Source organism: Microcoleus sp. B4-C1 (assembly GCF_036705285.1).
Taxonomy (GTDB): domain Bacteria; phylum Cyanobacteriota; class Cyanobacteriia; order Cyanobacteriales; family Microcoleaceae; genus Microcoleus.
Map to the genome: position 1 here is coordinate 57,622 of NZ_JAUBUC010000033.1, position 13,841 is coordinate 71,462.

The 13,841-nt window shown below is 44.6% G+C and carries 16 protein-coding genes, 1 tRNA gene and 1 pseudogene; 9 read left to right on the plus strand and 9 right to left on the minus strand.

All coding sequences use genetic code 11. The annotated features are described in order from the left end of the window. Together QUB26_RS15255 and QUB26_RS15260 are read left to right on the plus strand one after the other, a co-directional pair. Positions 1 to 1,889, plus strand: a 1,889-nt coding sequence (locus QUB26_RS15255) for a C2 family cysteine protease (protein ID WP_333318658.1), incomplete at its 5' end; no start/stop codon positions are given. A 103-nt stretch (positions 1,890 to 1,992) separates the two neighbouring features. Next, complete coding sequence (locus QUB26_RS15260; RefSeq protein ID WP_333318661.1) at positions 1,993 to 2,754, plus strand: peptidylprolyl isomerase; 762 nt, start codon at positions 1,993 to 1,995, stop codon at positions 2,752 to 2,754. On the opposite strand, the gene QUB26_RS15265 is transcribed toward QUB26_RS15260, so the two are convergent. Further along, the gene (locus QUB26_RS15265; RefSeq protein WP_333318664.1) at positions 2,747 to 2,923 is read right to left on the minus strand and encodes a hypothetical protein; all 177 of its coding nucleotides are present in this window, start codon (positions 2,921 to 2,923) and stop codon (positions 2,747 to 2,749) included. The two genes, QUB26_RS15260 and QUB26_RS15265, sit on opposite strands and share 8 nt — an antisense overlap. Before the next feature lie 24 nt (positions 2,924 to 2,947). On the opposite strand from QUB26_RS15265, the gene QUB26_RS15270 reads away from it, so the two are divergent. Together QUB26_RS15270 and QUB26_RS15275 are read left to right on the plus strand one after the other, a co-directional pair. Beyond that, positions 2,948 to 3,355: a hypothetical protein gene (locus QUB26_RS15270; RefSeq protein ID WP_096831481.1), complete on the plus strand. Its 408-nt coding sequence runs from the start codon at positions 2,948 to 2,950 to the stop codon at positions 3,353 to 3,355. 21 nt (positions 3,356 to 3,376) lie between these two features. Continuing rightward, the gene (locus QUB26_RS15275) at positions 3,377 to 3,754 is read left to right on the plus strand and encodes a hypothetical protein (protein WP_333318666.1); all 378 of its coding nucleotides are present in this window, start codon (positions 3,377 to 3,379) and stop codon (positions 3,752 to 3,754) included. A 196-nt stretch (positions 3,755 to 3,950) separates the two neighbouring features. Here the strand turns inward: QUB26_RS15275 and QUB26_RS15280 are convergent, their stop codons facing one another. From QUB26_RS15280 to QUB26_RS15290, 3 genes are all read right to left on the minus strand, one after another. Further along, a complete protein-coding gene (locus QUB26_RS15280; protein ID WP_333202992.1) occupies positions 3,951 to 4,328 on the minus strand; it encodes a type II toxin-antitoxin system VapC family toxin in 378 nt (125 codons plus the stop codon). Continuing rightward, positions 4,318 to 4,572 carry a type II toxin-antitoxin system ParD family antitoxin gene (locus tag QUB26_RS15285; protein ID WP_333202990.1) on the minus strand — a complete coding sequence of 85 codons (255 nt, stop codon included), beginning with the start codon at positions 4,570 to 4,572 and terminating at the stop codon, positions 4,318 to 4,320. The genes QUB26_RS15280 and QUB26_RS15285 overlap by 11 nt, the downstream gene beginning before the upstream one ends. A 392-nt stretch (positions 4,573 to 4,964) precedes the next feature. After that, entirely contained in the window at positions 4,965 to 5,183 is a 219-nt protein-coding gene (locus tag QUB26_RS15290) for a type II toxin-antitoxin system HicB family antitoxin (protein WP_333138409.1), read from the minus strand. A 113-nt stretch (positions 5,184 to 5,296) separates the two neighbouring features. On the opposite strand from QUB26_RS15290, the gene QUB26_RS15295 reads away from it, so the two are divergent. Then, on the plus strand, positions 5,297 to 5,680 hold the full coding sequence (locus tag QUB26_RS15295) for a DUF4339 domain-containing protein (protein ID WP_333318668.1): 384 nt from the start codon (positions 5,297 to 5,299) through the stop codon (positions 5,678 to 5,680). Between the two features lie 66 nt (positions 5,681 to 5,746). Here the strand turns inward: QUB26_RS15295 and QUB26_RS15300 are convergent, their stop codons facing one another. Further along, positions 5,747 to 5,893, minus strand: a complete 147-nt coding sequence (locus tag QUB26_RS15300) for a hypothetical protein (RefSeq protein WP_333207263.1) — start codon at positions 5,891 to 5,893, stop codon at positions 5,747 to 5,749. After that, positions 5,864 to 5,936: transfer RNA gene (locus tag QUB26_RS15305), tRNA-Phe, on the minus strand. Before QUB26_RS15305 ends, QUB26_RS15300 begins: the two co-directional genes overlap by 30 nt. 132 nt (positions 5,937 to 6,068) lie before the next feature. Here QUB26_RS15305 and QUB26_RS15310 point away from each other — a divergent pair. The 4 genes and pseudogenes from QUB26_RS15310 to QUB26_RS15325 all read left to right on the plus strand — a co-directional run. After that, on the plus strand, positions 6,069 to 8,756 hold the full coding sequence (locus QUB26_RS15310) for a phospholipid carrier-dependent glycosyltransferase (protein ID WP_333318670.1): 2,688 nt from the start codon (positions 6,069 to 6,071) through the stop codon (positions 8,754 to 8,756). 135 nt (positions 8,757 to 8,891) lie between these two features. Continuing rightward, positions 8,892 to 9,566: an ABC transporter substrate-binding protein gene (locus QUB26_RS15315; protein WP_333318672.1), complete on the plus strand. Its 675-nt coding sequence runs from the start codon at positions 8,892 to 8,894 to the stop codon at positions 9,564 to 9,566. A gap of 75 nt (positions 9,567 to 9,641) precedes the next feature. Further along, the gene (locus QUB26_RS15320; protein ID WP_333318674.1) at positions 9,642 to 11,237 is read left to right on the plus strand and encodes an IS1182 family transposase; all 1,596 of its coding nucleotides are present in this window, start codon (positions 9,642 to 9,644) and stop codon (positions 11,235 to 11,237) included. A 41-nt stretch (positions 11,238 to 11,278) separates the two neighbouring features. Beyond that, positions 11,279 to 11,557, plus strand: a pseudogene (locus QUB26_RS15325) (ABC transporter substrate-binding protein); the annotation flags it as partial. A 153-nt stretch (positions 11,558 to 11,710) separates the two neighbouring features. Here QUB26_RS15325 and QUB26_RS15330 read toward each other — a convergent pair. The 3 genes from QUB26_RS15330 to QUB26_RS15340 all read right to left on the minus strand — a co-directional run bounded on the left by QUB26_RS15330 (position 11,711) and on the right by QUB26_RS15340 (position 13,497). Then, entirely contained in the window at positions 11,711 to 11,854 is a 144-nt protein-coding gene (locus QUB26_RS15330) for a hypothetical protein (RefSeq protein ID WP_333207260.1), read from the minus strand. Between the two features lie 86 nt (positions 11,855 to 11,940). Then, positions 11,941 to 12,549: a fasciclin domain-containing protein gene (locus QUB26_RS15335; protein WP_333237939.1), complete on the minus strand. Its 609-nt coding sequence runs from the start codon at positions 12,547 to 12,549 to the stop codon at positions 11,941 to 11,943. A gap of 165 nt (positions 12,550 to 12,714) precedes the next feature. Next, positions 12,715 to 13,497: an MBL fold metallo-hydrolase gene (locus tag QUB26_RS15340; RefSeq protein WP_333237937.1), complete on the minus strand. Its 783-nt coding sequence runs from the start codon at positions 13,495 to 13,497 to the stop codon at positions 12,715 to 12,717. Between the last annotated feature and the right edge of the window lie 344 nt (positions 13,498 to 13,841).

Below are 13,841 nucleotides of genomic sequence, written 5' to 3' on the forward strand. Positions count from 1 at the left end.
TTTGGGCTTCTGATGGTCAAACTTGGGGCTCTCAATCAGCCACGATTACTACTCAAAAAGTTAATCAGGTGCCGGTGGTAAGTGCCAGCGACCAAACTGTGCGCCGCAACCAGAGTATTCAGCCATCTTTCAGTGTCACCGATGCTGATGGGGACAAAATTACTCAATATGCCTTCTACGATGGGAACACCAGCACCACCAGCGGTTATTTCACGGTGAATGGCGTCAAACAAGCTGCCGGTCAAACCTTCTACGTGGATGCGGACAAGCTGGGTACAGTTAGTTTTGTTGGTGGCAGCAGCACAACTAGCGATACTGTCTACACGGGAGCCTACGATGGCAATGCTTGGAGTAGCTGGAAAGACTACAAGGTCCAAACTCAAGGCGGTTCTAATCCAGTTGTCACCGCCAGTGACCAAACGGTGAATGCTAATGAATCGATGAAACCATCCTTCAGCGTCACCGATGCTGATGGGGACAAAATTACTCGCTATGCCTTCTACGATGGCAACACCAGCACCACCAGCGGTTATTTCACTGTCAATGGCATCAAACAAACTGCGGGTCAAACCTTTTATCTGGATGCGAACCAGTTGGATACGCTTCGTTTTGTTGGCGGTACAGTAGCCGGTGTTGATGCAGTATCCGTGGCTGTCAGTGATGGAGTTGACGGCTGGAGTAACCAGAAGCAGTTTAATATTTCCACAAAATCAGTGGTTGCAGATTGGTTTGAGCAGAACATTAAAGACTTGGCGATTCGTTCCCTAGCCCGATCGCGCTTCCAAGATGGTTTACTCGATCGTCGAGACATGATCGACATCTTCACCAATGCCAAAGATGGCGGGGTAGTAGATGCCAACGAATTTGCCGACCTTAAGACCTTAACCAGCAACACCAACTACATCCAAATGCCAGAGTATGTGCGGGTTTTGTCTACCAAGATTTCCCAAGGAAATCCATCCAACAACAGCTATCAAGGCAGTTATTTGGGTAAGTTGCAAGCTGGTAGTAGTGCCGAGCATCTTGACAAGCTGATTAACGAGCACTTCTTGGGCAAGGATCGTCCATTGCCCATAGGAGAGTATTCCTACGGCAGTGCAACCAATGTTGTGTACCGTTATGCTGAAGGCAATCTGTTCGGAAATAATAATGACATCAGTTACGAAGATGTTAAACAAGGAGCCATCGGGGATTGTTACTACTTAGCCTCATTAGCCGCTGTTGCCCAGAAGACACCCAACCTCATTCGAGATATGTTTATTGACAATGGTGATGGAACTTACACAGTGCGTTTCTTCAACGAGGGTAAGGCTGACTATGTAACAGTCGATCGCTATTTACCGACCCAAAGCAATGGAGCGCTTCCCTTTGCCAAAGTGGGTGGCAAGTACGATGATTCCGCGAATGAGTTGTGGGTAGCTTTAGCTGAAAAAGCTTATGCTCAGATGAATGAAGCGGGCTGGATTCCTCGCTATACAACCAAAGAAGGAATTAACCTCCACGGACTCAACAGCTACCAAGGTATTCAAGGTGGTTGGACGGATCAAGCTACTGCTCAAATTAGTGGGAAAAGCGGGAATTCTTATTTTATCCAATCATCTACATCTAATCAAGTTATTGATGCCTTCAATGCTGACAAATTAATTGCCTTTAGTTCTTTTGGCCTTAATTCTTCAGGCCAAGGCCCGACAAAAAACTCTCCTGTAGTTTCTAGTCATGCTTACACAATGGTTGGCTACAATCAGGCTACTGGACAGTTTAAACTGTTTAATCCTTGGGGATTAAGCGGCGGATACGAGTCGGGTGACTCCACTTTCAAACCGGGCATATTAGAAATGACTTGGAACCAGCTCAAAGCATATTTTGATAGTTGGAAGGTGAATGGTTAAACTAATTCATACCCTCTCTGCTTCCTAGTTAGTTTACAAGTGGCTGGAAAATCCTTTTTCAGCCACTTGTTTGAATCATTGAAAACTTACAACATCGAGAAACATGGAATCTATCGCTTTTTTAAAGGTCAACAACCAGACTATTTCCCTCAGTCAAGCCGTTGGCTATCTCAAGGCTTCCGGCAAATTTGGAATGTTTCTCGCAGAAATCTTGCGCCAGCACATTCTCGAACACGAACTGGCTGAAGTTGAAGCTATCGATATTGACACAGCCGAGTTAGAACAAACGATTGTAAATTTTCGCCTAGAAAAGCAGTTACTAGACCAAAACAGTTTTCAAAACTGGCTAGTCAAAAATGGGATTAGTTATGGGGATTTCCGACAAGGAATTACCAACGATCTGAAGTTAGATAAGCTCAAAATTAAGATTAGCCAGCCCAAACTAGAAGCATATTATCAGCAGCAAAAACCTTTATTCGATCGCGTGGTTCTTTCCCGCATCATCCTCGGCGATCGAGAATTAGCCGACACGCTCAAAGCAGCAATTTCATCAGGAAAAAATCAATTTGAAAGTCTAGCAAGAGAGTATTCTGTCAGCGATGACCGAGTAGTTAATGGGATGATGGGCCCAGTCAGTCGCGGCACTTTACCCGATATCCTCAAAAATATGGTAGATATTGCTAAAGTTGGAGAAATTCTGGGGCCTCTAGAAATTGACGGGAATTACGGGTTATTTCGCGTGGAACAATTCCTAGATGCTTCCCTAGACGATCCCAACGTCAAACAAGAACTGCAAAATCAATTATTTGAGCAGTGGTTACAAGAAAAGCTGCAAAGCCTGGAGATTAAACTAGAGGTTAAGTAATTGACTTGCAAGATTTAAGGTGCGATCGCCCTTTACCCCTTTTTCTCAGCAAAGAGCGATCGCCCCTTTGGAATAAGTCAAAAAGGGCGATCGCCTTTTTGGGGCTGTGAGTGCGATCGTGCTGTAGGATGAAAAAACTACCAAAATGATATAATCTTACAATTCCCAAAATCTATATTTTAAAAATCAGCCATTGACACAATCCGATCGACCCACCGACGCAAAAACACCCTGCATCATTAACGATCGCAAACTCGATTACTTATTCAATGTCAACATCAAGCCAGACGCTCATAACTCAAAAAGAGCGGTACAAAATAGACAACAACTAAATCGCTTGGGATTTGATGACGATTCAGAATCTCGTCAATTTATTCAAACTCATCTAGAACAAGCAGTCCAAGAAGAAAGTAATATTGTTGAGCGATTTATTAATACTTATACCAACCACACCACAGGAGAAGAGGCTACAATAGATACAGAGCTTAGAGATTCACTGTTACCGGGCAGAACCGGAAAATTCGCCCAAGTCCAAAGTTCATGGGAAGTCTTGCCCGATGGAACTCGCCGCTTTCTCAGTGCTATAATCTATGGAAAATAACTCAATATCTTAGGTAAGAAAATGGTAAAAATCAATTTACATGAGGGATTTGATGAACTAGCTTTTCTAGAATTATTTTGTGAAGAACCAAAAGATTCCCAACCCTCCGATGGCTATTGGTGTTATGAAGTGACAGATTCATTAGGTGTCACCCTCAAATTTGGAATGAATATCATTCAAAAATCAGTTCAAATTGAATTAAAGATAGCCGATGCCACTGTAGGTATTATGTGTTTTGAACTCGTGAACTTTATTGAAATTAATGATTATATTAACGGTAAATTAGAATTTTTAGTTGCTCCCAAAAATGAAGAATTCAAAACTTTAGTTCAAGTTGAACTGCGACCGAGAATTAAAGTTGATTGTTCAACTCTGAGCCTTTGCCCGATGGCTGCTTAGCCTTGATAAACTACAAGGTCGATCGCCCTTTTGGAATAAGTCGAAAAGTGCGCTCGCCCTTTTGGTTACGAATGTTTTTGTCGGAAAGTGCGATAGCCCTTCAGCTCTACCAGATGCCAAAAGAGCGAGCGCTCTTTTGGAATTAGTCAAAAAGTGCGATCGCCCTTTACTCCTTTTTCTCAACCAAGGGCAATCGCTACCAATTAATTACCGTTAAACTTGTTACCTTTGCGAACTCTCGATCGGCTGTCACCAAAGTTGCTGAATTTTGGATTGCCATTGCTGCAATAACCGCATCCGGTAGTTTCAAGCGATGTTGCTGGCGAATTTCAATGATTTTTTCAATCAAAACAGCATCCATCGCCCCTAAACCAAGAACCTCCACTCGTTGCAGAAACTGCTCAAAAATCTGACGATCGTCTTGAGTCAACCCAGGAAATACCAGAAACTCAATTTTGCTAATAACTGAAACTCCGATCCAATCCGCATCTTTAAGTAATTCAATGAGTTGAATATTCCCTTGAAGCAAAGCAACGATCGCATTCGTATCCAACACATAGCGATTACCACTCATCGCGTAGATTCCTCTGCATTGTTACTGCATCTCCCTGCCAAGTTAATCGCCCCACTAAATCCGAGAAATCATAGCTGGATTTCTGCTTCTCCTCTGATGAAACCGGATTCAAAACAACTAAAACTTCTCGTTCTTTTAGCAATTGTAACCCAGCCAGAATCACTTCAGAAGCAGATGAGTACCTACCGTTTTTGACTGTTGATTGAACAAACTGCTCTAGTTCAGGAGTTAAGGATATATTCATGATGTTGAGTCACCTATTTGAGTCAACTACTACCCCATAATAACAAAAATTATCAAATTTTGTTATTTAACATTTTTGGCTACGGGAAGATTTTGCGAGATCCTTGCTTGTAAGCGCAGATTAGCGATCGCCCTTTCTTGCTTTTTCTCAAAAAAAGGGCGATCGCCCTTTTGGAATTAGTCACAAAGTGCGATCGCCCTTTCTTGCTTTTTCTCAACCAAAGGCGATCGCCCTTTTGGAATTAGTCAAAAAGTGCGATCGCCCTTAATTCCTCTTTCTCAAACTAGGTCGATCGCCCTTTTGGAATTTGTCAACAAGTGCGATCGCTCTTTTTGATATGGAAAAGTCGATATCTCTTTTGTTCTGAGTCAAAAAGGGCGATCGACTTTTATTTAAGCTGCCACGATTGCCGGACTCGGAGGCACTAAATCTTCTTCTTGGCAATACTCAAGGTAGCTGGAGCTCGCTTCTTTAGCATTGGCGATCGCTTCTTCATAAGTTTTCCCATAAGTACAGGGCTGCATTGCAATTGTTGCAAACTCTGGCAGTGTTACCAAATACAGTCCATCCTCTTGTGACCATTGAATTAATAAACTATAGCGGTAATTCATTCCTCTAATTCCTCTGCTGAAGAATTGTTTCTAACTCTTGAATTGCTTTTTTTAACAATTTCTCCAAATACAATGGTGTATCCTCAACACAAGAAGAGATTTTAGGATCTGCTGTGGCGCTAGTGTGGGTGGCGGTGTGGCATTTCTGGGGGTGGCCTCGCGAAGTAGAAATTGCTAGAGGTAAGCCGGAGGCTAAGAAAAAGCGATCGCCCAATTCTAACTCACCCCCTCCGAATCCGGTAGAACAAGAGCTCAACCAGCTCAAAGCGACAACTGGAATGAATCGGATGAAGCCTGTGAGACGATCGACCCAGCCAACTCCTGAAGTTCCTCAATGGTACGTGTTTCGCAGCGGTGAAGCCAAAGGGCCCTATACCAAATTGCAATTATGGGAGATTGAGGAAATCACAGCCCGAACCAAAGTGCGGCGCGGGGAAGCCGAGTGGCAGCGCGGCGGTGAAATTCCAGAATTAGCGTCGTACCTCACTCAAAAATAAGGCGCTATCCCGAAAAAACTCTTCTCGGCAGGGTTGAACGCTTCTCCACAGCTTTAAATATTCAGCTCAAACAGATTCATCAATCTCGTTAGCTAAACTTTCAGGCAAATCGAGTTCGATAATTGACTGCATTGCCCGCATTTTTCCTAAAAAAAAGCCCTCAACTTTGTGAGGGCTTTGCGATGCCAGGAACGAGACTTGAACTCGTGACACGTGGATTTTCAGTCCACTGCTCTACCAACTGAGCTATCCCGGCTTGTTTTTTCGCGCTTTACTATCTTAGCAGACACATACAGAATTTAGCAAGCACTTTTCTCAATTAATTTTCGATCGCCCGGAACCGCCCGCCTGTAAGCTAAAAGCTGCAACCTAAAATCCAAGAACCGCAATGGCACAGCAACATCGGGACAGCGGAAGTAAGAGTCTGCTTGTCTTAGGCATAATTTGGCTGCTGGGGGCAATTAGCGATCGCCTCTGGTTTGCCCTTGATCGATCTGTCCCGGCGTGGGATCAAGCAGACTACCTGACTAGCACCCTGAAATACTTGCAGGCGTTGCAGCATCCTCAGTGGTTTTCCGGGGAGTGGTGGACAAACTTCTGGCTGCTTTCGACGAAAATTCCGCCCTTGGCATACATCTTAACCGTTCCGTTTCTTCAGGTTTTCGGTACTGGGGGCGATCGGGCAACCCTCGTTCATCTCTTATTTAGTGCAATTCTCCTCGCCTCAGTCTACAGTCTCGGCGTCCAATTATTTAACCGGCAAGTCGGTTTGTGGGCCGCTGCAATTTGCGTTTTGTTACCCGGACTTTATGGGCTGCGCTTGCAATTTTTACTCGACTATCCCCTCACTGCGGCGATTACTTTGGCTTTCTATTGTCTGACAATGTGGAAGGCTTCTGAAGGAAAGAAGGAAGAAGGAAGTTCGGCAACGGATTTTATAACGGATGTAACGGATGTAACGGATAGAACTCAGTTGGAAGAACGAACAAAGAAAAAGTATAAATTCTCCCCCTCCCCCACTCTCCCCCTCTCCCCATCATCTTTCTTTTGGGCGATCGCCTTTGGAATTTCTCTCGGCTTATCAATATTAGTTAAACACACTACTGTATTATTTCTGTTTACCCCGATTGTGTGGCTGGCTGTGGGTGCTGTGCGACAAAAAGCTTGGGGAAGATTAGCTCAATTAGCAGGTAGTTTGTTGCTGTCGGTAGCGGTGTTTGGGCCTTGGGCGAAAACTAATTGGCTGTTAATTTTGACCGGGGGAAAACGGGCTACGCTCGATTCTGCGATCGCCGAAGGAGATCCGGCCCTCAATACGATCGACGCTTGGATTTACTACGGTCAACGCTTACCAGAACACATTTCTTGGCCTCTGTTACTTATTCCCTTAGTAGGATTGATACTTTATTGGCGTCGTCGGCAAGATAGTTCCTCAATCTTTTATCTCAACTCCTGTCGCTGGCTGGCTGTTTTCTGGGTAGGAGCTTATTTAATTAATTCTTTAAATATCAACAAAGACGACCGATATGGTATACCTTATTTGCCAGTCTTATCTATTTTCTTAGCCTACTGTTTAACGCTGTGGCCTTCTCGGTGGGGACGACAAATTCGCTGGGGTACAATTAGCTTGGCAATTCTGGCGATGCTGTTGCATATGTGGCCTCTGGGAGGTGCTTTTGGACATAGCTTAGTTCAAATTATCAGTCCCGGCAATTCTAACTATCCTTACTTGGGGAAAGAGTGGCCGCACCGAGAGGTAATTGCCGAAATTATTGATCGGGAACCTTATTTGCAATCTACTTTAGGAGTGTTGCCTTCGACGCCGGAAATTAACCAGCATAATTTGAATTATTACGGTGCTTTGGCGAATTTTCAGGTTTACGGGCGGCAGGTGGGAACGAATTTAAAAGACGTGCCGCAAGATGTGCGATCGCTCTCTTGGTTTGTAACTAAAACTGGCCCGCAAGGTTCGATTCGCGAACGGATTAAAAAGGCTCAAAATGCAGCGGTGGCGGCAATTGAAAAAGAGGATAAATTTGAGTTAGATAAAACTTGGCTTTTGCCAGATTATACTAATTTAAATCTTTATCGCAAGCGAGTGCAGCCTGTCGAAATACAGCCGTTGAATGAAGCGCGATCGCAAGTACAATTAGATCGAGTTACTGTGGGGGGAAAAGCTGTTCCCGGAGTCGCGCTGCCGGTTACTTATACTTGGTCTGGGCCTTGGCAGCAGTTGCAGTCTGGTTTAGTGTTGGTAACGTGGCAAAATCAGCAGTCTGGCGATATTCCACCGGGACAGACTTTCAGGATTTTACACGATCGCGCGATCGGCCAGGCGACTTTGCATCCGGGGATGCTGGAAGCGGATAAATTTGCTGTGGGGTTTCGAGTTGTCGATCGCACGGCGATGCTTCCTCCTGCTAATATTGCACCGGGAACTTACAATCTGCAAGCTACTTATCTAAATCGGAAAACCGGCGAAACCTATCCGATTAATGTGCCTGCCGTGAGTGTTAAGATGGAGGCAGAGCCTCTGGATCTGCGTTCTCAGGCAGAGCCTGGGAACGAGAATAATGAGGATAATACAGATAAGCCTGAGTTAGATTTGGTGACTCAATTGCGGGCGATGGCGGTTAATTTACCCAAAGGATTACCCGGTTTAGAACCTGTGTTCGAGCAGATTGGGCGGATCAATCAGTACGATCCAATTCAAGATTATACCGTGCAAGCGGAACAAGCGTTAGAATATCGGTTGAAACAGGAACCAAATAATTTAGAATTGGCTTATGCTTTGGCATTTTCTAGAGTATTGCAGCAGAATGTCGAAAGTGCGATCGCAGCCTTAGAAAAAGTCACTCAACTCGACTCAAAAAACCCTTACGCTTACGCCTATCTCGCTTTCGTACACCTCTACGGCTGGCATCCCAAAGCCGCTCAAACAGCCTTAAAACCTGCTCTCGCTCTCAACTCCAATCTACCGGAAATTAGAGTATTAAACGGTGTAGCGGCTCTAATGCAAGGTAATCTCATCCAAGCATGGCAAGATTTGCAATACTTAAAAAAACTCAAAATTTAACAATCCCTTTTACTGTGGCACGGGCGTCCCGCCTGTGCTGATAAATCTGTAAAGCCTGTGCTGATAAATCTGTAAAGCCTGTGCTTCTAAATCTGTAACGCTTGTGCTTCCGAATCGGTAAAAAACAGAAAACCAATGAACCAACCAAGAATTGTCTCTCTAATTCCCAGTGCCACCGAAATTGTAGCACTTTTAGGATTAACCGATGCAATTGTGGGCCGTTCCCACGAATGCGATTATCCCCCAGAAATCCAAAATTTACCTGTTTGCACTCAGCCTAAATTCAATCCCGAAGGAACTAGCAGCGAAATTCACAACCGCGTGACTGAATTGTTGCAAAATGCGCTGAGTGTGTATAAAGTAGAAATAGATACTTTGGAAAAATTGCAGCCGACTCACATTATTACTCAAGCTCAATGTGAAGTCTGTGCTTGTTCTCTAGCAGAGGTTGAACAAGCGGTAAGCACTCTGGTAAATAGCAAGCCGGAAATTATTTCTTTGCAGCCGAATCTGCTAGCAGAAATTTGGACGGATATTCAGCGAGTTGCTGATGCTTTGGGCGTAGATGGCAAAAGTGCGATCGACCTTTTGCAATCCCGCATCGATGCTATTATCTTAAAAACCAAAACATTAACCGTTAAACCCAAAGTAGCTTGCATCGAGTGGATTGAACCTTTGATGGCTGCGGGTAACTGGATTCCCGAATTAGTGGCAATGGCGGGAGGCAATTCGCTATTTGGAATTGTCGGCGAACATTCTCCTTGGTTAAAATGGGATTCGCTAGGGCGTCGGTACAGTATAGGGGTTTGACAAAAGTGGACGAGTATGATAAGTGAATTGAGGAGCTTGTTAAAGCCTAACAATCAAGAAGAAGAAAAAACCCCTATGCGTCCTCCCTTATGGCATCCTCCAATTGAACTGTCAGACCATGAAGCGTTGATTATCAAACGCATTAAACGAGCCAAGCTATTCACCTTTCTTCGACTGAACCGTTCATTCATCTTTAATGATGAGTTTCAAGAAGAACTTGCTACAATCTTTAAAGACAGCACCGTGGGTCAGGGTCCTGTTCCTCCGGCCCAAATTGCCTTAGCAATTGTTCTTCAAGCCTATCTAGGGATTTCTGATGATGAAGTGATTGAAGAAATGGTGATGGATCAACGTTGGCAGTTAGTTCTCGATTGCCTTAATTGTGAAACTCCCCCTTTCAGCAAACCGACTTTAATTAGATTCAGAAATCGCTTAATTAAAAAAGAATTAGACCAACGTTTAATTGACCGCACCGTAGAAATTGCCAAGCAAAAAGGTGGGTTTGGCTCATCTCAACTCAAAGCAGCTTTAGATTCTTCCCCGTTATGGGGAGCTGGTAAAGTCGAAGATACATATAATCTCTTGGGTCATGCTTTGCGTAAAGCAGTGAGTGTGATAGCTGCTAGACAGGGGCGGGAGTCAGCAGAAATTGCCGAGCTAGCTGGTGCACCAATTCTCAATAGTTCCAGCTTGAAAACAGCCTTAGACTTAAACTGGGATGAGCCAGAAGAACGTCAAAACGCACTATCAATGATTCTAAACAGCTTAGATTCCGTAGAAAAATGGATGCAAAGCCAGTTTGGTTGTGATGGGTTTGAAGTCGCTAAAGAGACTCTGGATGTAGCCCGAGTAATTGAATCTCAAAATGTAACTTTTGACTCTCAAGGAGTTCCGAGTTTAAGCAAAGGAGTAGCTAAAGACCGTCGCATTTCTATTGAAGACCCAGATATGCGGCATGGAAGGAAAAGCAGGTCTAAGAAGATAGATGGTTATAAACGCCACATCCTCAAAGATTTAGAGAGTGGTGTGGTTTGTGCCGTGGCATTGACTCGTGCCAATACCCCCGAATCTGCTGCTACCCTTGACCTAGAACGGGACTTGAAATTCCAAAATATTCACCTGACTGAGTTACATATTGACCGGGGTTATTTATCCAGTCATTGGGTTACACAGCGGGATGAAACATTGAAGATATTTTGCAAAGCTTGGCCTGTCAGAAATTCGGGTCGGTTTGATAAAAATTCCTTTTTCCTGGATTGGGAGAGATATTTAATTAGCTGTCCCAATCAGGTCAAAGTCCCATTTGAACCGGGAAAAATTGTGCATTTTCCTCATAGTGAATGTACAATTTGTCCTTTAAGAGCCAACTGCACAAACAGTAAAAAAGGACGGACTGTATCCATTCATCCCGATGAAGCATTAATGCAAGAGTTGCGAGCGCGTCAATCTACTGCCTCTGGTCGTCTTGATTTGAGAAAGCGTACTACTGTTGAACACTCGTTAGCGCATATTGGTCATTGGCAGGGCGATCGTGCTCGGTATGTTGGACAACGAAAAAATCTCTTCGATCTACGTCGAGTCGCTGTTGTCCATAACCTTCACGTCATTGCTCGAATCTCTAAGGTTGCGCCAATTCAACCGGGCATAGAGTTGAATTCCTTGACCGGGTAAATTCATATATCTCTTTTTTTGTCAACTTCTAATACTGTACCGACGCTCTAGTAGAAGCTAATCCCGATGTAATTATTTTCATGCCTTGCGGCTTTGATTTAAGCCGCACTCGCAGCGAAGCAAGGCAGATAACTAAATACGCAGAATGGCCTGATTTGCAAGCAGTAAAAACGGGGAAAGTTTACCTAACTGACGGCAATTCTTACTTTAATCGGCCGGGGCCGAGATTGGTTGATTCGTTAGAAATTTTAGCAGAAATTCTCCATCCCGAAATATTCGATTTTGGCCATCGGGGTAAGGGTTGGCAGCCATTTTTGTAAGTCCCGGCAGCTAGCTAAAGCTTTATATATAGCAATCCTAAATCATTTGTTAACTTCTTACTCCCTCCCCTTGATAAGGGGAGGGTTGGGGTGGGGTAAAAAATTTACGATTCCTGCAAAAATTGCTATATATTATAGCAACCGCCAAGACGGTTAGGACGTTGTTAATGGCTGAAACGATTGATTTTCTTCCTTCTTCCTGACATCCGTTACATCCGTTACATCCGTTACATCCGTTACAGAATCCGTTGCCGAACTTCCTTCTTCCTTCTGCTCTAATTCTGAATTGCCTGCCATACAAATAAGGACACAACATTGTTGTGTCCTTACTTCGTCTTCATTTAACCGAATCTGACATCAATATGATGCAAAAAACGCTAGTCCTATTTGGCATCAGGCGGCATCAGCACCTTGTCAATTACGTGAATAACGCCGTTGCTAGCTTTGATATCAGCTTTCACAACATTAGCGCCGCTGACAGTAACTTTGCCTGTGCTAACTGCCACCTTCAGGGCGCTGCCTTCCACACTTTGAACATCGCCGGATTTCAGGCTAGTAGATACAACCGAACCAGGAACAACGTGGTAAGTTAAAATCTTTGTAAGTAGGGCTTTGTTTTCCGGTTTGAGCAAATTCTCCACAGTTCCTTCTGGCAAAGCAGCAAATGCCGCATCAGTCGGAGCAAAAACAGTGAAAGGGCCTTTTCCTTGTAAAGTTGTCACCAAACCTGCAGCTCCTAAAGCCTTCGTCAATGTCTCGAATTGAGCGTCGCCAGATGCAATAGCGACAATATCCTTAGCCTGAGCCATTGGTGCCGGTGAAGCAGCGGTTTTCACATTTCCTGCAACTTGTTGAGTTTGAGTTGCATTAGCAATATTAGTGTTGGAGGTGATGTGAGCCCACGCCGGGAAACCAATCAATGCGCTAGCGCCGATTACTCCTGCGAAACCTGTGAGTTTTTTCATCCAGCTAGGTAAATTTTGATTTTTCATTTCGCTTGCATTTCCTTATGAGATAAAACCGTGAACATGAATTGTTATGTTAGCCAAATCTCGACAAAAGGCAAGGTTGCCAGAGGCTAAGGTAGAGAGAAAATTCTCTTGCATCCCCGATCGACCAAAACTTCCTTAATATAACGCAACCTAAGAAATCTGGCATCAACCGCTAAATCTGTAACTCAAAATCTCAATCACCGAACCCGTTTGGGGTAAGTCAGCAGATTTGAGCGAAATCGTGTCATTATTCAATCGGCGCACCGGCGTACCATCCATCAGCGCCAAGAATTCATCTAGCGGCACCAAATCGCACGCAGCAGCATCGGCGGCTTGGGTTTTGAAATGTGTCGGAATCACCATCTTTGGTTTGAGAAGTTGCAAAGTTTGCTTCGCTTCCGCCGGAGTGTAAGCTTTGGGCCCGCCGCCTACGGGAATCAGCACTACATCGGGCCGCCCGATCAAGATTTGTTCTTCAATGCCGATCGGGCCAGCAACTCCACCCAAGTGTAAAATCTTAACGCCCGCTTGCTGCCACAGCCAAGCCACATTGACCCCAAATCGCCTTCCTCCCTCACGGTCTTTTTGGGTCCGAATCCCTTGAATCCGCAGCCCGTTAGACCTGTAAGCCCCCGGTTCGTACAAAAGGCCGGGATTGCCCGCAAATCCGTCGATCGCCCCTTCATCGAGCAATCGGCTGCTAATCAGAATCAAATCTGTGGGTACTTTAGGAGAACGATAGCCTGCGGTACAGCCCAGGGGGCGAAAAGGATTCACCAGCACCCTCGCACCGCCTCCGGCGAACAAGAAGCAAGTGTGGCCCAACCACTGAATCGACAAAGAATCAGCAGTTTGAGCTTGATAGCTTTCCCATCCAGATGGTAAACCAGTGAAGAAAGCTGCTAGCAAACCCGTCTGTGCGTAACGTATTAATTGTCGCCGTTTCATCTTGTGATTGCGGTTGTCGGGTGTTGGTCGTCTGTTGTTATACCACAAAACACCGCCAGTCGATTTTAGATTTTAGATTTTAGATTTTAGATTTACTTGCAGCATTGAATCTGGAATCTCGAACATGAGTCTAAAATTTGGGGTTCACCACGACAGGAGTGGGGGGCTTGTATCCTTTTTGAGGCGGTTCAGGTGCGAAAATGTGTACCCTACTCTCACCGTAAGGTGCTATAAGAGCGAACCCTACAAATTCATAGAAATTCAACTAAGGAATGAGAATTAAATAACTTCCACTCTTGAAAGTGGGATGGGCGTCCCGCCCGTCCAAAAAGGACGGGCGGGAC

Bases quoted from the DNA above. Each gene is read 5' to 3' on its own strand.
- QUB26_RS15260 (WP_333318661.1), top strand. From the start codon at position 1,993: ATGGAATCTATCGCTTTTTTAAAGGTCAACAACCAGACTATTTCCCTC.
- QUB26_RS15275 (WP_333318666.1), top strand. From the start codon at position 3,377: ATGGTAAAAATCAATTTACATGAGGGATTTGATGAACTAGCTTTTCTA.
- QUB26_RS15280 (WP_333202992.1), bottom strand. From the start codon at position 4,328: ATGAGTGGTAATCGCTATGTGTTGGATACGAATGCGATCGTTGCTTTG.
- QUB26_RS15285 (WP_333202990.1), bottom strand. From the start codon at position 4,572: ATGAATATATCCTTAACTCCTGAACTAGAGCAGTTTGTTCAATCAACA.
- QUB26_RS15290 (WP_333138409.1), bottom strand. From the start codon at position 5,183: ATGAATTACCGCTATAGTTTATTAATTCAATGGTCACAAGAGGATGGA.
- QUB26_RS15310 (WP_333318670.1), top strand. From the start codon at position 6,069: ATGGCACAGCAACATCGGGACAGCGGAAGTAAGAGTCTGCTTGTCTTA.
- QUB26_RS15315 (WP_333318672.1), top strand. From the start codon at position 8,892: ATGAACCAACCAAGAATTGTCTCTCTAATTCCCAGTGCCACCGAAATT.
- QUB26_RS15320 (WP_333318674.1), top strand. From the start codon at position 9,642: ATGCGTCCTCCCTTATGGCATCCTCCAATTGAACTGTCAGACCATGAA.
- QUB26_RS15330 (WP_333207260.1), bottom strand. From the start codon at position 11,854: ATGGCAGGCAATTCAGAATTAGAGCAGAAGGAAGAAGGAAGTTCGGCA.
- QUB26_RS15335 (WP_333237939.1), bottom strand. From the start codon at position 12,549: ATGAAAAATCAAAATTTACCTAGCTGGATGAAAAAACTCACAGGTTTC.
- QUB26_RS15340 (WP_333237937.1), bottom strand. From the start codon at position 13,497: ATGAAACGGCGACAATTAATACGTTACGCACAGACGGGTTTGCTAGCA.